Origin of the sequence: Chloracidobacterium sp., assembly GCA_016720705.1 — a bacterium.
Classification (GTDB): Bacteria; Acidobacteriota; Blastocatellia; order Pyrinomonadales; family Pyrinomonadaceae; genus OLB17.
The window spans coordinates 512028-532366 of record JADKKB010000005.1 but is presented as its reverse complement, the minus strand read 5'-3'; the positions used below and the strand labels follow the sequence as shown (position 1 = coordinate 532366).

Genomic DNA, 20339 nt, shown 5'->3' with positions numbered 1-20339 from the left:
CGAGCACGTGCCCAAGACGGCGGCGGCCTCTTCGATCGAGTGCTTTTTTGCGGCGAACTATCCTGCATCCGGGCGTTGGATATACGATGAAATAAGTGAGATTATCGACTTAGGCGACTGCCTTTAATAATCATATCGGTTTTGCAGGCGCCGTGTCGACCTTTATATTACGGATGACGATCCCAATTCCTTCGGCATTTAAGACCATTGCGGCGCGAAGGCTACTGTTTGCGGCGTTTGCGATGATATGTATGATCGTCGCCGGGGCGATCGGTTTTAGATCTTTCGAGGAATTTAGTTGGCTCGATAGTTTTTACATATCGGCCCAAACTGTGACGACCGTCGGGTTTGGTGACGTCGTGCCGATCTCGCCTAACGGCCGCGGTTTCGCGATCGTCCTTATGCTGTTCGGCGTCGGGACCGTTTTGTACGCCTTGACGGCTCTGGCCCAGGCCGTTATCCAGTCGGAGATCATCGAGGCGTATAGCCTGCGGCGAAAGCGCAAAGAAATGAAAACATTAGAAGGTCATTATATCGTTTGCGGTGCCGGACGCGTTGGGCGACGGATCATTAGCAACCTACAGCGGCAGAATCTGCCGTTCGTTATAATAGAGAGCGACGAGCGAAAATTTGATGACATTGAGACTGATCGCTCCCGCTTTTTGATCGGCGACGCAACTTCTGAAGTAAATTTATTGGACGCCGGCGTTGAGCGTGCCCGCGGACTTGCGGCGTGCTTGGCCGATGACGCCGCCAATGTCTATGTCGTGCTGACGGCCCGCGGCCTTAATCCCGATCTGCACATTGTTGCCCGTGCAGTCGAGGAACAGGCGGAACCGACGCTGATCCGGGCCGGAGCCAACCGCGTCGTAGCTCCGACGATCATCGGCAGCCAGTCAATGGCCAGGGCTTTGCTAAAGCCTGCGATCGCCGATTTTATGGATTCGATCGTAGCCGAAACGCTCGATCTCGTCTTCGAGGAGATCGCGATCGACGGAGCCTCGATCTATGCCGGCAAAATGCTGCGGGACACCAATCTAATTAGCGAACTGAGCCTGATCGTTGTCGCGATCAGGCACAGGGACGGCGAATTGTCGTTTCACCCTAACGGCGACACGCTGATCAATGACGGTGACCTTCTGATCGTGATCGGCAAAGCGGAATCTGTAAAACGGTTGGTAGATGTGAACAATAGATGAAAGTACTTGTAACCGGCGGTAGCGGCTATCTCGGCACTCACGTTCGTAAATTTTTCAACGCTGACGACCTCTCGCGGCGTTCCGGCGGCGACTTGCTCGATATCGACACACTGAGTGAGGTTGGCGAGTACGACGCTGTGGTCCATATGGCCGCCAGACTCGACAAGTCATTTGCCGCCTCACACGATACGTTTCAAACAAATGTCCAGGGCACGATAAATCTGCTGGAGCGCGTCCGAAAGGATGCGGCATTTATATTCATCTCGACCAAAGACGTGTACGGGTGTTTTTCGGGTAATTTTCAAACGGTGCCCGAGACCTGTCAGACGATGTACTCCGGTCAATCCGCTCACGAATGGTCCAAACTGATCGCGGAACATTACGTCGATTTTTATTCGCATCAAAGGGGTTTTCGCTCGTGTATCTTTCGATTGTCGACACCGTATGCTCCGCCGTCGCCAGATAACACGCCGAACATTATCGGTCACTTTGCCAATGCGATCAATTTCGGCGAGCGGATCCGCCTGCCCGGAAAAGGCAAGCCCGTCAGGGACATTTTGCACGTCAACGATCTTGCCCGAGCGTGCCGCTCGTTTATAGATTCGATCATCAGGCACGGAACGTACAATGTCGGCGGCGGTTCACGCAACGCCCTTTCGTTGCGTGAGATCGTAGCCAAAATGGAAGAGGTTTCGGGGCTTCAGGCCGTGATCGACGATAGTGATCCATTGCCGGACCCGAAACCATTCAATTATATTACCGACCTTTCGCGGATCGATCAGGAATTAGACTGGGAACCTCAGATCGGCATAGCCGAGGGGCTCAAGACGCTATTCAGCGGATCAGATCCAGAGTGACGCGGCGGCCGTTCCTTGTTTCTGACTGTTAACCTTGCTAACTTTTCCCTGTGAAGATTCTCGTCCGTGGAACAAATTGGATCGGTGATGCAGTAATGTCGGTGCCGGCATTGCGCGAGTTGCGCCGTATATTTCCCGATGATTCGATCACTCTGCACACCCGCACGTGGGCGGACGGCCTGTTTCGTGACGCTGATTTTTTGGATGAGATCGTGACCTACGATCCGGCAAAATGGCGGTTTCGCGATGTGCTCGACAATTCCAACTTTCTCAAAAAAGACGCGTTCGATCTGGCGATCATTTTGCCAAACTCATTTGAATCCGCAATGACGTCGTTTCTCACGCGGATTCCCCGCCGCATCGGCTATAACAAGGACCTCCGCGGACTGCTGTTGACGGACCCGATCGCCGTGCCGGAATGGAAGAGTAGGCGGCACGAAGTCTTCTACTACTTAAATCTTGTCAGCGAGATAGAAAAACGCGTCATCGGGCGAAACACGGTCGGCCAGTTGGCACCTAATATCAGCATTGACGTCTCGCCCGAGCGGCGAAAGGCGGCCCGACAGATCATCGCCGACGCTACGAGCGACAGTCGAGGGCCGATCGTCGCACTCGGCGTGGGTTCGACAAATTCGCGTGCAAAACGCTGGCCCGCCGCTCGCTACGCTCAATTGGCGACAAAACTCAAGCAGGAGTTGGACGCGTCGATCATCCTTGTCGGATCGGCAGAAGACAGCGTTGTGGCAAAGGAGGTGGCAGACCTTTCGGGCGTTCAGACCGTTGACCTCTCGGGCAAAACAACTATCGCCGAAGCTGTCGCCATCCTCGCCGAAGTCGATATTCTGGTCTCTAACGATATGGGCCTCGCTCACATCGCACCCGCGGTCGGCACACGAACCGTTGTCATATTCGGCCCGACCAATCCGACAACGACGCGTCCGTACTCGAACGATGCGGATATAGTAAAATATGATGTAGAATGTTCGCCTTGTACGTTCCGCGATTGCCCGATCGATCATAGATGTATGACAAACGTGTCGGTCGAGGTCGTGGCGGAGCGCGTAAGTGTAGCACTGCAGCCAGATGAAAATGAGCAAACAATCCAGGCCGGCGATATTTGTTGATCGCGACGGCACACTCATCCAAGAGGTAGACCACCTTTCGCACGTCGATGACCTGTGTCTATACTCGTACACCCGCGAGGCCGTGATGATGCTCAAAGATCGGGGCTATCTGGTCATCGTCGTTACCAATCAGTCCGGTATCGGCCGATCGTATTTTGATCGCGCCGCGATGTCCTCGATCCACGATCGTATCCAGGTGGACCTTGATGGTGCCATCGACGGATTTTATTTTTGCCCACATCTGCCCGATGCCGGTTGCTCTTGCCGTAAGCCAAATACTGGAATGATAGATGCCGCCCGAGCCGACTTTAATATAGATATGGAAGGGTCGTGGATGATCGGTGACAAATCACTCGATATTTTGACCGGTGTAAATGCCGGGATTCGAAGTGCTCTGGTCTTAACGGGGTATGGCAAGGAACAGCAAGAAGATGCACTCGGACACGCTGATCTGATCGAGAATGACCTGCTCTGCGCGGTCAGGACAATAATTGGCTCTGACACTCAAATTTCGCAGGAGAACCGGGGCTAACTGCGGCCGAAATCGTCCTCGAGCCGCACAATATCGTCCTCGCCGAAGTAATCGCCGGTCTGGATCTCAATGAAAACAAGCATTTCCTCGGGATGTGGATTTTCGACGCGATGAGCGGATCCAAGCGGAATGTCGATCGCCTCGCCGCTGGTGACTATGATTTCCTCGCCGTTTAATGTTACTTTAGCGGTGCCCGAGGTCACGAACCAATGCTCAGACCGCCGGGAATGCCTTTGATAGCTTAGCCTTTTACCGGGAAGAACCTGGATCCGTTTTGCTTTGAAGTTTGGAGCCTCGTCCAGGATCGTATAACTTCCCCACGGCCTAACGTCGGTCAATTGGGTATATGGGCTAGTGCTCTTGTTTTCCATAATTCATCGGCCATTGGCCCGCAGATCGATAGTTTAACCGAAAAGCAAGTGACAGCCAATACTAATTATAGCCAACGAATACAGACACTCATCATTGGGCGCCTTTTGGTAATTTTTGTATTGCTGATATCCAGTTGGATCTGGCACAGCGGCCGACTCCAACTCTCGTTCGACAACTTTCCGCAGGGTCTGTTTTTAGTCTTTGTTATCTCGGTCGGCCTGACAATACTCTATTTTTTCCTGCTTCGATTGAGCAGCCTGATCGCGTGGCAGGTAAGGCTGCAGTTCCTGATGGACGCGCTGCTGATAACTTGGCTCGTATGGCGTACCGGCGACCTCACATCTCCATATATCACGCTCTATATCGTCCTTATCAGTGTCGGAAGTTTCTTTTTGAGGCCGCTCCAAACATTATTTCTGGCGGTTTCGTGCGTATTCTTTTTTGTAGCTTTGGCCACGATGACGGTCAATCTCGTGATCGAAACATCCAGCCCGATACAGGCTACCAGCAAGGTCATCCAGATCGTCAGCTTTCATATCGTAGCGTTTTTGGTTGTCGGTCTTTTAGCATCGCGGCTTAGCGAACGCCGTAACTCCGGCGAACAACTGGAAGCGACTGAGAAATCCCTGGCAAGCTTGAGGGTTTTGCACGAAAGGATAATCGAGTCAATACGCTCCGGCCTGATCACGACCGATCTTGATGGCAAGATAATCACCTTTAACTCTGCTGCCACCGAGATTACCGGACTCACATCGACCGAGGCTCGTGAGCGATCGATCCATTCGGTATTTGGAGATATATCTGAAGCGATAGAATTATCGCTGAAAGCCGGCGCAAATGGCGAACATCTTCCCCGATTTGAGGCGGACCTGATCACTCCTGACGGATTTGCCGTAAAGATCGGTTACGGGATCACCCAACTGTTTTCTGAGACAAGTGAGACGACGGGTTTGATCATAACCTTTCAAGATCTGACCGAGATCCGCTCGATGGAAGAGAGTGTAAAGCGTAAGGATCGCCTCGCCGCCGTCGGCCGCGTCGCCGCCGGATTGGCTCACGAGATCGGTAACCCGCTCGGGGCAATGCGCGGTGCCATACAAGTGCTCGAGTCGAACACCGAAAGCGGTACGATGAATGCCGAGTTGATGGAAATAATACTTAAGGAATCCGATCGACTCAATAGCATCATCACTAACTTTCTAAGCTATGCCAGGCCGCCGGCGGCAGAATTCGTGCCTACCGATATTACCGAGGCATTGCGTGAAATGCTGAAACTGCTCCGGCATAGCCCGGATGTCGAGACTCATCACGAGTTGATAGATGATTCCGGAACGGAGTCGATCATCATCGCCGCCGACCCGGTCCAGCTACGCCAGATCTTTTGGAATCTCTCACGCAACGCGATGCAGGCGATGCCAAATGGCGGCAGATTACGGATCGGACTCGAGCGTGTACCGAACAACCGTGTTCGCATTACCTTCGAGGACACCGGCAAAGGAATGTCGCCTGAACAGGTCGAGCAGCTTTTTGAACCATTTTCAAACTCGACATCGGGCGGAACAGGCCTCGGGCTCTCGATCGTCTATCAGATAGTCCGCGATCACAATGGTGCAATAAACGTTCGCTCGATCGAAGGCAGAGGTACGACGATCACCATCGACCTCTCGATCGGCGAGCAAAACTCCCGAAAAATGATCGACAAAACCATCGCTGTCGAGGGTGACGGACTATTACTGGACAAATTTTTGAACGTAAATCCGAAATAACAAAAGGTTTTCTCCTTGTATTGCGATACCGGGATTTGTGAAAATACTAGTTGGACTCAGCGGCGGATCAGAGTAGAGATCTCCTCGGGACATTTTAGAACCTAAATATGGCAAATATACTGATCGTTGACGACGAACAGAGCTTTCGACAAGTTCTAAGCATCGTGTTTGAGAAAGAGGGCCACGCTATCCGCACCGCGATGAACGGGCGGCAAGCTCTCGAACTTTTGGTTGATGCACCGTCGGATGTGATCATCTCCGATGTCAGGATGCCCGATATGGACGGGATCGAACTGCTGAGGGCCGTCCGCGAATCCCAACCCGAGATCGGCGTCGTATTAATGACCGCTTTTGCGTCGGTCGATACTGCCCGCGAAGCGTTCAAGCTCGGTGCCGACGATTTTATAACCAAACCGTTTGACGTCGAAGAACTCAAGCTCATCATCAGCAAGACGCTCGAAAAGCAAGCTCTGATCGATGAGAACCGAGCTTTTAAGCGGGCCCAGCGTGATCGCGGCAGTGTCAGGAACATCGTTGGCTCTTCGCCTAAGATGGATGCGATCTTTCAGATGATCGAGACCGTTGCCGAGGTCCAATCGACGATCTTGATAACCGGCGAGAGCGGAACCGGTAAAGAGTTGGTCGCACGTGCGATTCACGACCTGAGCCCGCGTGCTGAAAAGCCGTTCATATCGATAAACTGCGGTGCATTTACCGAAACGCTGCTCGAGTCGGAGCTGTTTGGTTATATGAAAGGCTCATTTACCGGCGCAACCGCAAATCGCAAGGGATTGTTCGAAGCTGCCGAAAAGGGCACAATTTTCCTCGATGAGATCGGCGAAATGTCTCCGGCGATGCAGGTCAAGCTTCTGCGGGTCTTACAGGAACGACGCGTTCGGCCCGTGGGGGCACACGATGAGTTGGCGATCGACGCCCGAGTGATTGCGGCGACGAATCGCGACCTAAAGGCAATGTCTGACGAAGGCACGTTTCGCGAAGACCTTTTTTACCGTGTGTCTGTTATACCTATCAATTTGCCGCCGTTGCGCGATAGGTCGACCGATATCCCCGAGCTCGTCGAACATTTCCTTAGAAAATTCTGTGACCAGACCGGTCGATCGGTCACCATCTCGCCAAAAACGATGGTGCTGCTCGAGAATTATGCGTGGCACGGCAACGTGCGCGAACTCGAACACACGATCGAGCGTGCCGTCGCACTCGAACGCGGCGAAGAGATCCAACCGGAACGGCTTCCGGATCACATCACCAATTACAATCCCGAGCGGATCAGATCCGAGTTTGACCTGCCCGAAGACGGCATCGATCTGGTCACTCATCTCGACAATCTGGAAAAGACCTACGTTATGGAAGCTCTACGCAAAACGTCGGGCAATCAGACAAAGGCAGCGGAACTGCTCAAAATGCCGGTTCGATCACTGCGGCATTTGCTCGACAAGCACGATATCCGCTCCATTTCTGCCCAGATGCGCGGTTCCGAACAGTAAAACGGCCGGGCATTGGGAAAAACGCTGGTTGATTCGTCAAATTTGACAATATTTGTCAGTACGCAATTGCCAAAAACTGTTAGCATCCTCGTTAAACCGTCTCGATCCAACTCGCCCGCTCACGCCGCCCCCACCGTAAATATCTCTAAACATAGACTTTATCGCCCCGTTGAAGAGCACGATCGTTTTGGCACAACTCTTGTATTAGTATCTGCGGCCTCAGAAAGGTACAAAGATTTTCTAAAACTTCAGGAGATTGTGAATTACAAAATGAAAAATCAGAAAGGTTTCTCGCTTATCGAACTTCTTATCGTTGTGGTCATCATCGGCATCATCGCCGCGATCGCTATCCCCAACTTGCTCGCTGCCCGTCGTTCAGCTAACGAAGGCTCGGCCGTCTCGGCAGCCCGCACGCTGCACGGTGCTCAGATGACATACTCGTCGACCTATGGCAACGGCAACTACGCCGGTGTCGTTGGAGCACCTTCCATCCTCGCACTGCAATCCCTCGCGACACCGGGTCTCGTTGATGCAGTATTGGGAACCGGAACAAAGAGTGGCTACAACTTCAAGGGAGCCCGCATTGCTTCCTCGACTACGGAGCCAGCTCAGTTTATGTTTTCCGCAGTTCCGACGACTACGACCGGTGTTACCCAAACAGGTTCGCGTCGCTTCGGTATCGCTACTGAAGGCGTGCTGATGGCTGACACAACTCTGACCGACTTCGCTGACGTCGCAGCTGTTCAGGCCGGTACACCGCTGGCAAACTAGTCCCTACCTAGTTCAATAAACCAAACGGGCAGGCGGAAACGCCTGCTCGTTATTTGCGTTTTGGCGAAGATGATAGAATTGCTTGACCGCACGGAACGCTCTCCAAATAATGACAAGTCAACCCTACAGGACTCCGGTCGCATTTTCGGCGCTATTGTCAGTGATCTTGGTCGCCGTCCTTTTTCGACTGCCGAGGCCCACGATACAGGTAAATTTACCGTACAAGGTTGAGTTGCTGCTCGCTATATTCACCATTTGTTTACTCGTGTATTGGCGTCTAACGGGTGTTACACGCGAGCAGATATTCCGTCCGGTTTCGGGTAATCTTCGCTTGATAATGCTGACGATCTGCGGGTTCATCGTTTGGAGCGGAATGTCGGCATTCTGGTCTAGTTCGATCGATGCGGCGATCCAGCATACGTTATTGTGGTCGCTTTATCTTGTTCTTTTTGTATTATTTACAGCGATCATTCGTTTGGAGAATGGAGTTCGGACTCTGGTGAGCACCTTTGGCTTTGCGGCGATCATCTTGGGGACGCTGTGTTTGTTCGAATACGTCCTACTGACCGATTTTGCCTCAAATGAAGGCAATCTGCGTATCCGCTATGGCAAATACGCCGAAATGCTCGTCACTCTGTTGCCGATCCTGTGGGCCGCCGCAGCATATTCGCGACGGCGTGGGCAAAGGCTGTGGCTTCTGCTTGCCGCAGTTTTGGGCTGGGAAACGGCGATGCTCTCACTGAGCAAGGGTGCCTTCATCGCCGGCATTGCCGGAACAGCGTTGTTTTTCATCGGAGGGATCTTTTTTTCGTCAACGGCGTTTCGCAAACGAATCCTCGTTCTCGCAGGTGTCTGGGTCGCTATCACGATCGGCACACAGGTCCTGTTCTCAGCTTTCACTGCGATGCCGTCCACAACGGACTATATTACCGGAGCGGCCGATTCGACCCGGAGCACATCCGATATGCGCATCTACACATGGTCGGTTGGTCGGCAGATGGCTTCCGATAGTTGGCTGTTGGGCGTCGGAGCGGACAATTTCGGCCTCGTTTTCAATGATGCACGCGCGAAATTACGCGACCTCCAACCGGATGAGCCAAAGTCGGAAATCGGTGAGGACTTCCTCACGGAGCGTGCACATAATGAACCCCTACAGGTGTTGGCTGAACTCGGTGTCATAGGCTTTACGCTATTTGTTCTGCCGTTCCTGTTGTTCCTGGTGTTCGTGCTTCGCAAATTCGGGCGTGACGGTTGGAAGCTTTCGCCAATGCTGTGGGCGACTCTGGGCTCGAACCTGGCATTTGCCATCAGTTCGATGGTGAGTTCTTTCTCGTTTCGGGCGGCTCAGAATGGCGTTGTATTTTTTATCGTTTTTGCAATCGCGATGAACGAACTCCGTCGCCCCGCCCGCTCGGCGACAAACGCCATCAATTCCGTGCCGGCATACCTTTTAAGTTGGGGTGCAGTCACATTACTCGCAGCGTTCTGCCTAATAAAAGGCTACGCCGAGTATCAGGTATATCAGGCCGAATGGACGGAATCGCCGTCCGTCGCTCAAGACCGATACCGTGCCGCCCTCGCTGTAGATTCCGGATATTCCGGTGCATACCTTTCAAGCGCCGCCCGTTATGTTTCCAACGGTGACCAGGCCTCGGCGGCCGTACAAACACGGCAGGCGATCAACTCCGGCATTGGTCTCTCCTTGACCTATTCGCAACTCGCCAAGCAACAGATCGCCGCCGGCGACCACATCGCAGCCCGAGTAACTTATCAGGAGTCACTGACTATCTATCCGCGGTCGATCTTTCTGCGGATCGAATACACAGTATTCCTCGAGAAACTTGGCGATGCAGTCGAATCCGCACGTCAACTTGCCGTCGCACGTGAAATCGATCGACCGCAGGCGAATGGATGGTACAAACTAATAACGGCCGGCAGCCTTGCCGCGTTTTATGAGGCCCAAACAAATAAAGACCTTGCGGAACCCAACGCTCTCATCCCGGCGGGAGCCGTTTTCCAATACATCGACAAGCCACCGGCGAATTGACATTGATTTCATCGATCTCGTTTTGGGCACTGCCGCAAGTGCGTCCGATTTCGCTATTCCGCCGGAACTTTCAATTGTGCTAAAATACCTTCGGTTTTGGCGAACGCGAATCTATCGCCGGATGCCCAACAACGATAGCCTTACAATATGTCTTCGAAAGAAACAGGATTCCTGCCCCGGGTCTTGGCGATCGCGAAAAATGCGTTTCGTGAGGCCGTTCGCGACCGGATCCTGTACAATTTGATTCTTTTTGTCTTGCTGATCACGGCAAGTGCGATCTTTTTGGGCGAACTGACCGCCGGTCAGGAGTCGCGGGTGATCGTCAATCTTGGCCTCAGTTCGATCTTGCTATTTGGTTCATTTATTTCGATCTTCGTCGGTGTTAGTTTGGTGTGGAAAGAGATCGAGAAACGGACCGTTTACTCGATATTCTCGAAACCCATCGGCCGCGGCGAGTTTATTATCGGCAAATACCTCGGTCTGTGCCTGACGATTTTACTTAATGTGATCGTTATGGGAGCGGGCGTTTCGCTGGCGTTGCTGTACGTCGGCGGCGGTCCGCTCGTCTGGAAGATATGGGGAGCGGTGATGCTGATCTTCCTCGAACTATCGATAGTGACGGCCGTCGCGATAATGTTCTCGTCGTTTTCGACACCTGCATTGTCGGCCCTTTTGACCTTTTTTGTCTTTCTGATCGGCCATTTCAGTGCGTCACTGCTGGATCTCGCGACCAGCCTCGGCTCGAAAGGGGCGATCTGGTTCTTTTCGGCGATCTATTACCTTTTGCCCAATCTTTCAAATTTCAGCTTTATAGCCAATACGGCAAACGGCGATATACCTCCGCCGGCGATGCTCGGGGCGGCAGTTTTGTACGCTTTGGTTTACGATGTGATCCTGATGACCATCACGGTGATGATCTTCAGCCGGCGCAATTTCAAGTAGATGAGATCGAACTTGTTAAAGAACACGGTTCTGCCGCTTACGATAATCATCGCGGGGTTTGTCGCCGTGATCGGACTGAGCGGCTTTCTCGACCGCAATCGACCGGCACTTCCGGCGGACTATGACGATAGCGATCTGACGATGAACGGTTCGCGGCTCAAGGGCTTTGCCCTTGGGTTTGAAGGGCTTATGGCCGATTGGTATTGGATGCGTTCGCTCCAGTACATCGGCGGCAAGATCATTAGTTCAAACTCTGATTTTGTTAATATCGACGATCTTAGCGGACTTAATCCGAGATTGCTCTACCCTTTGCTCCAGAATGCGACCGATCTCGATCCGCACTTTATCGCCGCCTACAGTTACGGGGCGATCGTGATGCCGGCGATCGACAAAGACAAGGCGATCGAGATCGCCCAAAAGGGTATCGCCAACAACCCCGACGAGTGGCGGCTGTATCAGTATCTCGGCTATATATATTGGAAGATCGGCCACTACGACCAGGCCGCCGAGACCTATGAACGCGGTGCCGCGATCGCCGGTGCACCTCCGTTTATGCGACTGATGGCGGCGTCTATGCAGACCGAAGGCGGTAGTCGCTCGACAGCACGCGAAATATTTCGTCAGATGCTGGCGGACTCCGACGATCCGTTGGTCCGTTTAACAGCAGAAAGACGATTGAACGAACTGGATTCGATGGATGAGCGTGATGCGATCGATAAGGCTCTGAGCGACTTTCGCGAACGTATGGGCCGTTGCGTCAACGCCCTCTCGGAGATCGCACCCGCACTGTTGCAGGTGAAATTGCCGGCCGGGAATGAATTTATGGTCGATCGGTCGGGGAATCTTATCGATCCAACCAACGCCCCGTATTTGCTCGATAAAGAAAATTGCCGCGTCAAACTCGACGCTGCCCACACAGGTTTGCCGGTAAAATAGTATATGGAATACGCTGTTGAGATCCACAATCTGACCAAGGAATATGAGACCGGATTTCTGCGCAAAAAGCGGGTTCGGGCTCTCGACGACCTCACAATTAACGTAACGCCCGGGCAGATATTCGGCTTTTTGGGTGGTAATGGTGCAGGTAAGACGACGACGATCAAGACTTTGATGCGACTGCAGTTCCCTACTTCGGGCTCGGCCAAGATCCTTGGCTGCGACATTAATGACGTCCAAATGCATCGACGGATCGGCTATTGTCCCGAAAATCCATACTTCTACGACTATCTGACGGCACGCGAACTAATGGAGTATTTCGGCGAACTTTTCGGCTTTGACGCAGCGACTCGGCGGCATAAGTGTGACGAGTTACTGACCGCGGTCGGCCTTGAGGAAAAAGACTGGAAACGCCAACTACGCAAATATTCCAAGGGAATGCTGCAACGCGTCGGCCTGGCCCAATCGCTGATCAACGACCCTGAGGTCGTATTTATGGACGAGCCAATGAGCGGTCTTGATCCGGTCGGACGACGCGAGATCCGCGAACTTATCGCCGGGCTTCGGGACAAGGGCACGACCGTTTTTATGTCCACGCACATACTTTCGGATATCGAGGCACTGTGTGATCAGGTCGCGATCCTTCGGGCCGGCCGATTGGCAGCCCACGGAGATTTGAACGATTTGCTGTCGAATGCGGAAGAAGCACGAGCCCTGGAGATCAGTGTTCAGGGCGTTTTGGCCGAGGCGATCCGCGATGAGATCGAATTCATCGCCGGGGCCACGCTGCTCGCCAAACCGAACGGCGCCAATATCCACATCCTTGACGAAAATGATATCGAGGCGGTGCTCACCATCACCCGCAAAAACGGCGGACGCCTGACCTCGATCAATCCGGTCAAGCAATCCCTCGAGGACCTATTTGTAAAAGAGTCGTCGAACTAGTTCTCAGCTCTGATCGCGGTTACTTTCCATCGAATATTTGCGCGGTCGTCCTTACGGTCGAACCCGTCGAGCGTCAAGGTTATCGGGATGGTCTGGTTAGGCCCAAGTATGGGTTGCTGGATCGGAACTACAAGAATGCGCTTTTCGCGCAGCACTTCGTTCTTCTGGGTTATTACGGCGACATTCACCTCAAGCGTCGAGATATTGTGTGTGCCCTTGTTTCGGACGTTGCCTTTGATAAACATCGAAACCGTTCCAAGCCCCATCGGCGACTCGACCGTATTGTCGTCGGTCGCGATGATTATATCTTTGTTGAGAGCCGTAAACTCCGGTGTTCCCTCACGAAACGAGCCCTCGAGCAGCTTTGCCGTCTGCTCCTCCATCGGCGGTTTGAACGACAAAAGGTATATCGCTCCGCCGATCAGAAGGATCCCGATCACTATCCCAACCGCAAATATCGGGTTGATGCCGCGCTTCTTTTTTTCCGGTTTGAAAATGTGGTCCATAGTTTGATTTTACAGCAGAGTCGTTAAGACTGAGCGACGTTAAAGTGACTTTGACTCAAGTGCGTCGATACTCCGTCGCTTTGTCGGCGATGGTTATTCCTATTTAGACGCCGGTTTCGGCAATATGTTCCGATAGGTTATCATTTTGGTCACAGACGAGAAAATGCCGACTCCAAAGTCCATATCCGATTCGCTTCCGGCGTATGTCGAAGCCGTTTTGCCGGTTCCCTTGCGGCGCTCGTTTACCTATCGCGTGCCGGATGAACTTCGCGGCACCATCGCCATTGGGGCGAGACTCAAGGTTCCGTTCGGAAAGCGAATAATGACCGGATATGCGGTTAAACTGCATACTGATCTGCCGGAGGACATCGAGTTTGACGAGTCGAAAATCAAACACATTCTTGAGGTCTCGGACGACGAACCTCTGATCACTGCCGAGATACTCAAACTTACGCAATGGACCGCTGAATACTATGCCAGCTTTTGGGGCGAAATGCTTAAAGCATCGCTTCCCGCAGGCATCAATTCCGATAAAGTGCGGCCCAAACGGCGAAAGGCCGTGCGACTGCTGACTGCCGACGCTGACGGCAAGCAACTTACCGACCAGCAGCAGGCGATCATCGACTTGCTCAGCGCAAACGGCGGCGAAATGCTCTTTACAGACGTGTTGGAACAGGCAGATGTCGGTGCATCGCCGATCAATACACTCGCCAAACGTGGCATCGTAGATATATATACCCAAGACGTTTTGCGCGATCCGCTGAAGGGGGCCGCGATTCCCGATCTTGACAACCACACGCTATCTGCCGAGCAACAGTCCGCATTCGAACAGATCACCGGTGCGATCGGCGGCGCCAATGGTTTTAAGGCGTTCTTGCTGCACGGCGTTACGGGCAGCGGAAAGACCGAGGTCTATATTCGCTCAATGCGATTTGCTCTCGATGCCGGGCGTTCGGCGTTGATGCTCGTTCCTGAGATCGCTCTCACGCCCGTATTTTCGCGGCGGCTTCGGGCAGTTTTTGGGTCCGATGTGGCGATCCTGCATTCAAATCTCAGCCCCGGCGAGCGTTTCGACGAATGGCGTCGCATCCGGCGCGGTGAGGCTCGGATCGCGATCGGCACACGCTCTGCCGTTTTTGCACCGCTCGAAAATATCGGTATCGTGATCATCGATGAGGAACACGACCCGTCGTACCGTCAGCACGAATCGCCGTTTTACAACGCTCGCGACGTCGGCGTGATGCGTGCGAACCTTGCGGGTGCAATCGTCGTGCTCGGATCCGCCACACCGGCGATGGAATCGTTTTACAATGCTCAAAACGGCAAATACACCTACCTTCAACTACCGGAACGCATCGGCGGACGCGGCCTCGCCAAGGCCGAATTGATCGATATGCGGGCCGTTTTCAAACGGTTCGGCAAGGATGTCGCTCTATCGCCGGAACTGGTCGAAGCCATCGCCGAGACACACGCTAAAGGCGAGCAAGTGATCATTCTGCTCAATCGAAGGGGTTTCTCGCAATTTGTACTGTGCCGTACGTGCGGCGAGACGCTCAAGTGCAAAAATTGCGACATAACCCTGACTTTTCATCGGGGCGACGGCAAACTTCTCTGTCATTACTGCAATTATCGTGAAAAGGCACCGCGGGTCTGTCCGCATTGTCAGAGCGAGTTTCTGTATTTTGTCGGCGAAGGCACTGAGAATATCACTGAACAACTTGTTAAAAAGTTTCCGTCGATGAGGATCGCACGCGTCGATCGCGATACGATGGCACATAAGGGCGAAATGGAGGCCGTTCTGCTCAAATTCGCGGCCGGCGGACTCGATATGCTCGTCGGCACCCAGATGATCGCGAAGGGACACGACTTTCCCAATGTCACACTAGTCGGTGTCATCTCGGTCGATATCGGGCTCGGACTTCCGGACCTGCGTTCGGCGGAACGTACATTTCAACTCATCACTCAGGTCGCAGGCCGATCGGGACGCGGCAAAAAGGCCGGCAAAGTGCTGATCCAGACCTATTACCCCGAACATTACGCCCTGCGGCACGCCGTAAAGCAGGATTACGATGGATTCTATGCCGAAGAGATCAAGTTTAGACAGCGGCTCGGTTATCCGCCGTTCTACGTACTCGCGAGCATAATAATCAAGCACCGCGACCTAGCTTCTGCGTCAAAAACCGCGAATATACTTAGGCGCGAACTAGATGCTGCCAATACGGCCCGCCAAGCCCGAGTGCTCGGCCCGGCACCGGCGTCGATCTCGCGTCTGAAAAACGAATTCAGGCTGCAGATAATCCTCAAAGGTGCGAGCCGAAAGACTCTGCGCGAGGCTCTCCAGATCGCTCTCGCAAATACCGAGAATAACGGCGGAGATATGCGGTCGATATACGTTGAGATCGACCCGGTTAACCTTATGTGAGGATAAACAGAGGCTGGTTGACCCGATATCCCGTTAGGCATGGCATCGTAATAGAACTCCGTATTTCTGTTATTCGGATGGAGTGAGCTGAAAAGACGTTATATGAAAGAATGCCCAAAGTGCGGAACGATCTACACGGACGAGACCCTGAGTTTTTGTCTGGCTGACGGCAACGCACTGATCGCAAATGATAATGAGCAAGCGACAGTTATGCAGCGCCCGGACGACCCGTTTCGCATCGACGATTCGATGCCGCCGACTGCCAAATTTGTTCCGGACCAACATATCACGCAACCGCCGACACCGCCTTCGAGCGGCATCTTTAAGGTCCTGATCGCCGCAGCGGTGGTGCTCGTCTTGCTCCTCGCCGTCCTCGGTGCGATTGGTGCCCTAATATACTTTCGCAGTTCGACTGAGCAGACTGTGGCCAAAAACGCGGCTCCGACTCCGTCACCGGTTTCGGGGACGGCCAAAACTCCGTCGCCCACGCCGCTTGACATAAAATTGCCCACTCCGGCCGAAACCGAACCAGAACCTGCGGAGGCCGATAAAGAATCACTTAAGGCAGAGGTGGTCGAGGTCGAAAAGGAAGTCATAAGGGCAGCACTTCGCGGCGATACTGCGTCACTTTCTGAGATCCTGACCGACGATTTTATTTCGATGGACACGGATGGAAAGCGATATAACAAAAAAACTACCATCGACGAGGTTAAAAGCACGACGGAAGGCCGATCCTGGCCATACTCATTCGGCAAGTTTGACCTTGTCAGCGCAGACGATGACACTGTCGTGATACGGTATATTCTGACGATCTCGCCGCCCGCCTCCGAGCCGGACAGGACCCAATTGACCGAAACCTACGTCAAGCAAGACGGTCGCTGGCGGCTGAAATTTCAAAAGGCTTTGACCAAATGATCGATGCCGCCGGAGCATTTCGGGCGCGACTGATCGCATATAATTGACTTAGACAATTCAGTAGAATACCATTCGCCTATCGACAACAACTGATACAGGAGACCGACTCAAATGAAATCAACTTTAGCGTTCTTGATACTGGCGGCGGTGATGTACGTTTGCGGCATCGGCGACAAGCCCGAGACTCAAACTCCGGCCAATACGGCTCAGGCTCCCGCCAAATCGACGCCAAAGCCCGAACCGTCACCTAGCAAGCAAGCGGTGCTTGACGAACTCGTCAAACTCGAAAAAGAGATCACGGAAGGGGTAATGAACGGAGATATCACCTTGATCGCCAAATATACGACCGACGATTTTGAACTCACGGGAGTCGATGGCAAGGTGCAGAACAAAAACGAAGCCCTCGCTGACATTAAAAAAGAAAAGAATGTTAAGAGTGTAACGATCACCGATCCTGACCTGCTCAGTTTTAGCGAAGATTCGGCCGTGCTCCGCTACACTCAGGCGATCAAACTCAAGACCGGCCAATCCGGAAAAGCCCGCATTACTGATACGTTTGTTAAAAAGGACGGCAAATGGATGGTCAAGTCTGAGCAACAGACGATGCTCAAATAGATCGCCGTTCGATCAAATGCGAAAAGGCCTCGCTCACAGGAGTCGAGGCCCTTTTTATGATCGTTTTAGATCTAATTTACCGCCTTTGAGCTGAGTTCGGATTCCTTGAGTTTGACCTGGGCATATACCTCTGCAAGCGAAAGTTTGCAGTTGATCGATTCCAATGAGATAACGTCGTCGCGCTCGTTATATATTCGATAGATCCATTGTTTCGCATTCTGACGGGCGTAATGCTCGATCCGCATTTCGTTTTCGTTAACGAGGAGACATTCCTTGATCTTCGGTATTGCAAGAAATCCCTCGAGTTTTTGAGTGCGGTCGGTTGTATTTGCGACACTCGAGAATATCTCGATCACAACCGTCGGATTTTGTATGACCTCAAAGGTTTGATCATTAAAGACCGGTTCGCCGTTTACGACTACAATGTCCGGGAAACACACGGAATTTTTGCCTAACTGGACCAGCATATCATTGGCGTAAAGCTCACAAGTGCTGCGGTGAATGCGACTGCCAATGGCGATCGCAAAATTAGACGAGATCAGATTATGCCATCGATTGGCCGCAGGTTTAGCGACCAACCGGCCATCCAAATATTCATTTTTTACAACATCACGTCGCTCCGGATTGGTAAAATTCTTACTTTGCTTATTGCCGGTCTGTTCAGCGGTGGTTTGATTCATACTACGATACTACTCCTGTCAAAAAAACTATAAACGGGCCGGAAGAGTGGAATACAAAGACTGGTGACTTTGCGTGGGTTAAATTGTTTGCAAAAATAGTGTGACACATTCGCTAACGAACTATCAAGGATTTTTTGATGAAACTTCTGCAACTGGCTGAATTGACCCAAAGTGCGATCGAGCACGGCTCGCCTGACCTCGAGATCACATCGACCGCCGGCCTCGATCTCGCAGGCCCGACCGATGTTACGTTTTTGGCAAACCCGAAATATACGCCGCAGCTTACCGAAACGCGCGCCGGGGCGATATTCCTCAACGAACGTACAGCGATCGAACGCTCCGATATTGCCGTTCTGCGGGCCAAGGACGCGTATGTCGCCTATACGTTGGCGATGCGGGCATTTTTCCCTTTCCCGAAACTTACGCCATTTATCCATCCGTCGGCGGTGATCGACCTGACCGCGACCGTTGCGAGCAATGTCGAGATCCACGCCAATGCCGTTGTCGGAGCCAATTGCACGATCGCAAGTGGCGTGCGTCTGATGCCAAATGTAACGATCTACGATGGTGTCACCATTGGCGAAGACACGACCATTCATTCAAACAGTTCGATTCGTGAAAACTGTGAGATCGGCCGTAACTGCATCATTCACAACAATACGACGATCGGATCGGACGGTTTTGGCTACGCCCGCACGCCCGAGAAAAAATGGCTCAAGATACCGCAAACGGGCCGCGTTGTGCTCGAAGATGACGTCGAGATCGGAGCAAATACGGCCATCGACTGTGCCTCGGTAGGCGAAACCCGCATCAAGTGCGGTGCCAAGATCGACAACCTCGTCCAGATCGGTCATTCCTGCACGGTCGACGAGGACGCACTGATCTGCTCGCAAACGGGCCTCGCCGGTTCTTCGCATATCGGCAAACGCGTAATTCTCACAGGCCAGGTCGGCATCGCCGGCCACCTCAAGATCGGCGACGACGCAGTGTTGACGGCAAAATCCGGCATCTCGCACGATGTGGAACCGGGCAAGGTTATGTCCGGCATCCCTGCATTCGAAAATCGCGACTGGCTGCGTTCCACTGCGGCATTTCGCAAGCTCGGCGATCTGGTGCGAACCGTGCGGGACATCGAGCGGCGTCTAAGTACAATGGAGAAAGACTAGATCTTCATTATTCTGTGCCGTTCCACGTCAATGTTTTTCTCAGGTGTGGAGCCAATTTATCCAAACCCTGCATATTGCCGGCGATCGCGACCCAGTTTCCGTCATTCTTCTTTATTCCCGTGAGGCCCTCGATCCCGCCAAATGGCCCGCGTGCAATGTTATAGTCCGCGATCTCGCTCCATAGGCAGCTGGTTTCCGACTTTTTGTCGAAATACTTAAAACCATTTTCATAAATTTGCATCACGTCTCGGCGTTCGATGATCATCGTTCGAGCAATTATCAGAAACGGTATCATCAATGGGACCGTGCAGACGAAAAACGTCACTACAGCGAGATTGACCGCGGTCAATAGGATGCCAAAGCCGGCAATCAACGCAACTAGTGCTAGCGGGACAAAGTCGAACGCTTTCCGACCGACGCGAAACGTGCCCTTTAGCTCACCGAGAGATGTCGGCTCGTCCGCCAGATCAGCCGAAGTGGCTTTCTCCGCCTGCGGTATCTTGTCGAACTCGTATTCCGCGTAAAGATGATCGAGCAGGTCGAGGCCTCGCATCTTGTAGGCGAAGACTATCATTTCGCCGCCCCGCTTTTCGACCGAGGTCATTTTCATACGGTCACCCGTATCGAGCGTCGCACTTTGATCTTTGATCTGTGGCCAAGTACAAGATTGGAGTCCGCGACGGGTCTTGTATGTGAAACCGTTCTGGTATACGGTAAGCTGATCGAAAAGGCTCGGGATCGTCTTCCACAAAATAAATGCCAGAGGTAGCGAAAAGAGTAAAAAAACAAGGGCCGAAACGTATGATTTCCAGCCTGCCGGTGCTCCGTAATAGATTGCGAATCCGATCAATGCTACGCAAAATAGTCCGAAATGAGGCAAGAAGTATGTCAGTCCCATTCTCACGCGAAAAACGCCCTTAAGTTCGCCCAACGATAACTCGTCCATTTTGGTCACGACGAAGGCATTCTGTGCCTTTTTAATTCCCAATGCAACAAATAATCTCGTCCTCACCGTTGCCGAACCTGTCCAAGTCAGCGT

18 protein-coding genes and 1 pseudogene are annotated in these 20339 nt (G+C 52.7%); 15 read left to right on the top strand and 4 right to left on the bottom strand.

Going from position 1 to position 20339, the window contains the following annotated elements; translation table 11 throughout:
- Positions 1–173 precede the first annotated feature (173 nt).
- From IPQ00_05690 to IPQ00_05675, 4 genes are read left to right on the top strand one after another with little or no spacing between them, the layout of a single operon-like run.
- A complete protein-coding gene (locus tag IPQ00_05690) occupies positions 174–1199 on the top strand; it encodes a potassium channel protein (protein ID MBL0240055.1) in 1026 nt (341 codons plus the stop codon).
- Complete coding sequence (locus tag IPQ00_05685) at positions 1196–2056, top strand: NAD(P)-dependent oxidoreductase (GenBank protein ID MBL0240054.1); 861 nt, start codon at positions 1196–1198, stop codon at positions 2054–2056. Before IPQ00_05690 ends, IPQ00_05685 begins: the two co-directional genes overlap by 4 nt.
- 50 nt (positions 2057–2106) lie before the next feature.
- Positions 2107–3180, top strand: a complete 1074-nt coding sequence (gene waaF, locus IPQ00_05680) for a lipopolysaccharide heptosyltransferase II (protein MBL0240053.1) — start codon at positions 2107–2109, stop codon at positions 3178–3180.
- Positions 3146–3712, top strand: a complete 567-nt coding sequence (locus IPQ00_05675; protein MBL0240052.1) for an HAD family hydrolase — start codon at positions 3146–3148, stop codon at positions 3710–3712. The genes waaF and IPQ00_05675 overlap by 35 nt, the downstream gene beginning before the upstream one ends.
- Here the strand turns inward: IPQ00_05675 and IPQ00_05670 are convergent.
- Positions 3709–4083: a phosphomannose isomerase type II C-terminal cupin domain gene (locus IPQ00_05670; GenBank protein MBL0240051.1), complete on the bottom strand. Its 375-nt coding sequence runs from the start codon at positions 4081–4083 to the stop codon at positions 3709–3711. The genes IPQ00_05675 and IPQ00_05670 overlap by 4 nt on opposite strands.
- A 120-nt stretch (positions 4084–4203) precedes the next feature.
- Here IPQ00_05670 and IPQ00_05665 point away from each other — a divergent pair, with 120 nt between their 5' ends.
- The 7 genes and pseudogenes from IPQ00_05665 to IPQ00_05635 all read left to right on the top strand — a co-directional run bounded on the left by IPQ00_05665 (position 4204) and on the right by IPQ00_05635 (position 12996).
- Entirely contained in the window at positions 4204–5850 is a 1647-nt protein-coding gene (locus IPQ00_05665) for a PAS domain S-box protein (protein MBL0240050.1), read from the top strand.
- A 107-nt stretch (positions 5851–5957) separates the two neighbouring features.
- Positions 5958–7355, top strand: coding sequence for a sigma-54-dependent Fis family transcriptional regulator (locus tag IPQ00_05660; GenBank protein MBL0240049.1), 1398 nt, complete (start codon positions 5958–5960; stop codon positions 7353–7355).
- A gap of 270 nt (positions 7356–7625) precedes the next feature.
- Positions 7626–7709, top strand: a pseudogene (locus IPQ00_05655) (prepilin-type N-terminal cleavage/methylation domain-containing protein).
- A 526-nt stretch (positions 7710–8235) separates the two neighbouring features.
- Entirely contained in the window at positions 8236–10173 is a 1938-nt protein-coding gene (locus tag IPQ00_05650) for an O-antigen ligase family protein (protein MBL0240048.1), read from the top strand.
- A gap of 147 nt (positions 10174–10320) precedes the next feature.
- Positions 10321–11115, top strand: a complete 795-nt coding sequence (locus IPQ00_05645) for an ABC transporter permease subunit (protein MBL0240047.1) — start codon at positions 10321–10323, stop codon at positions 11113–11115.
- The gene (locus IPQ00_05640) at positions 11116–12051 is read left to right on the top strand and encodes a hypothetical protein (protein ID MBL0240046.1); all 936 of its coding nucleotides are present in this window, start codon (positions 11116–11118) and stop codon (positions 12049–12051) included.
- A 3-nt stretch (positions 12052–12054) separates the two neighbouring features.
- Positions 12055–12996 carry an ABC transporter ATP-binding protein gene (locus tag IPQ00_05635; protein MBL0240045.1) on the top strand — a complete coding sequence of 314 codons (942 nt, stop codon included), beginning with the start codon at positions 12055–12057 and terminating at the stop codon, positions 12994–12996.
- On the opposite strand, the gene IPQ00_05630 is transcribed toward IPQ00_05635, so the two are convergent.
- The gene (locus IPQ00_05630; protein ID MBL0240044.1) at positions 12993–13502 is read right to left on the bottom strand and encodes a hypothetical protein; all 510 of its coding nucleotides are present in this window, start codon (positions 13500–13502) and stop codon (positions 12993–12995) included. The genes IPQ00_05635 and IPQ00_05630 overlap by 4 nt on opposite strands.
- A gap of 163 nt (positions 13503–13665) precedes the next feature.
- Between IPQ00_05630 and priA the strand changes: the two genes are divergently transcribed.
- The 3 genes from priA (at position 13666) to IPQ00_05615 (ending at position 17454) form a co-directional block, all read left to right on the top strand.
- Complete coding sequence (priA, locus tag IPQ00_05625) at positions 13666–15924, top strand: primosomal protein N' (protein ID MBL0240043.1); 2259 nt, start codon at positions 13666–13668, stop codon at positions 15922–15924.
- A 102-nt stretch (positions 15925–16026) separates the two neighbouring features.
- Positions 16027–16839 carry a nuclear transport factor 2 family protein gene (locus IPQ00_05620; GenBank protein MBL0240042.1) on the top strand — a complete coding sequence of 271 codons (813 nt, stop codon included), beginning with the start codon at positions 16027–16029 and terminating at the stop codon, positions 16837–16839.
- 111 nt (positions 16840–16950) lie between these two features.
- The gene (locus IPQ00_05615) at positions 16951–17454 is read left to right on the top strand and encodes a nuclear transport factor 2 family protein (protein MBL0240041.1); all 504 of its coding nucleotides are present in this window, start codon (positions 16951–16953) and stop codon (positions 17452–17454) included.
- Between the two features lie 71 nt (positions 17455–17525).
- Here the strand turns inward: IPQ00_05615 and IPQ00_05610 are convergent, their stop codons facing one another.
- On the bottom strand, positions 17526–18134 hold the full coding sequence (locus tag IPQ00_05610) for a Uma2 family endonuclease (GenBank protein ID MBL0240040.1): 609 nt from the start codon (positions 18132–18134) through the stop codon (positions 17526–17528).
- 137 nt (positions 18135–18271) lie between these two features.
- On the opposite strand from IPQ00_05610, the gene lpxD reads away from it, so the two are divergent.
- Entirely contained in the window at positions 18272–19300 is a 1029-nt protein-coding gene (lpxD, locus tag IPQ00_05605) for a UDP-3-O-(3-hydroxymyristoyl)glucosamine N-acyltransferase (protein MBL0240039.1), read from the top strand.
- A gap of 7 nt (positions 19301–19307) precedes the next feature.
- On the opposite strand, the gene IPQ00_05600 is transcribed toward lpxD, so the two are convergent.
- Complete coding sequence (locus IPQ00_05600; GenBank protein MBL0240038.1) at positions 19308–20288, bottom strand: hypothetical protein; 981 nt, start codon at positions 20286–20288, stop codon at positions 19308–19310.
- Positions 20289–20339: the final 51 nt, after the last annotated feature.

Bases quoted from the DNA above. Each gene is read 5' to 3' on its own strand.
- IPQ00_05615 (MBL0240041.1), top strand. From the start codon at position 16,951: ATGAAATCAACTTTAGCGTTCTTGATACTGGCGGCGGTGATGTACGTT.
- IPQ00_05630 (MBL0240044.1), bottom strand. From the start codon at position 13,502: ATGGACCACATTTTCAAACCGGAAAAAAAGAAGCGCGGCATCAACCCG.
- IPQ00_05660 (MBL0240049.1), top strand. From the start codon at position 5,958: ATGGCAAATATACTGATCGTTGACGACGAACAGAGCTTTCGACAAGTT.
- IPQ00_05645 (MBL0240047.1), top strand. From the start codon at position 10,321: ATGTCTTCGAAAGAAACAGGATTCCTGCCCCGGGTCTTGGCGATCGCG.
- IPQ00_05670 (MBL0240051.1), bottom strand. From the start codon at position 4,083: ATGGAAAACAAGAGCACTAGCCCATATACCCAATTGACCGACGTTAGG.
- IPQ00_05685 (MBL0240054.1), top strand. From the start codon at position 1,196: ATGAAAGTACTTGTAACCGGCGGTAGCGGCTATCTCGGCACTCACGTT.
- IPQ00_05635 (MBL0240045.1), top strand. From the start codon at position 12,055: ATGGAATACGCTGTTGAGATCCACAATCTGACCAAGGAATATGAGACC.
- IPQ00_05650 (MBL0240048.1), top strand. From the start codon at position 8,236: ATGACAAGTCAACCCTACAGGACTCCGGTCGCATTTTCGGCGCTATTG.
- IPQ00_05620 (MBL0240042.1), top strand. From the start codon at position 16,027: ATGAAAGAATGCCCAAAGTGCGGAACGATCTACACGGACGAGACCCTG.
- lpxD (MBL0240039.1), top strand. From the start codon at position 18,272: ATGAAACTTCTGCAACTGGCTGAATTGACCCAAAGTGCGATCGAGCAC.
- priA (MBL0240043.1), top strand. From the start codon at position 13,666: ATGCCGACTCCAAAGTCCATATCCGATTCGCTTCCGGCGTATGTCGAA.
- IPQ00_05675 (MBL0240052.1), top strand. From the start codon at position 3,146: ATGAGCAAACAATCCAGGCCGGCGATATTTGTTGATCGCGACGGCACA.
- IPQ00_05640 (MBL0240046.1), top strand. From the start codon at position 11,116: ATGAGATCGAACTTGTTAAAGAACACGGTTCTGCCGCTTACGATAATC.
- IPQ00_05610 (MBL0240040.1), bottom strand. From the start codon at position 18,134: ATGAATCAAACCACCGCTGAACAGACCGGCAATAAGCAAAGTAAGAAT.
- IPQ00_05690 (MBL0240055.1), top strand. From the start codon at position 174: ATGACGATCCCAATTCCTTCGGCATTTAAGACCATTGCGGCGCGAAGG.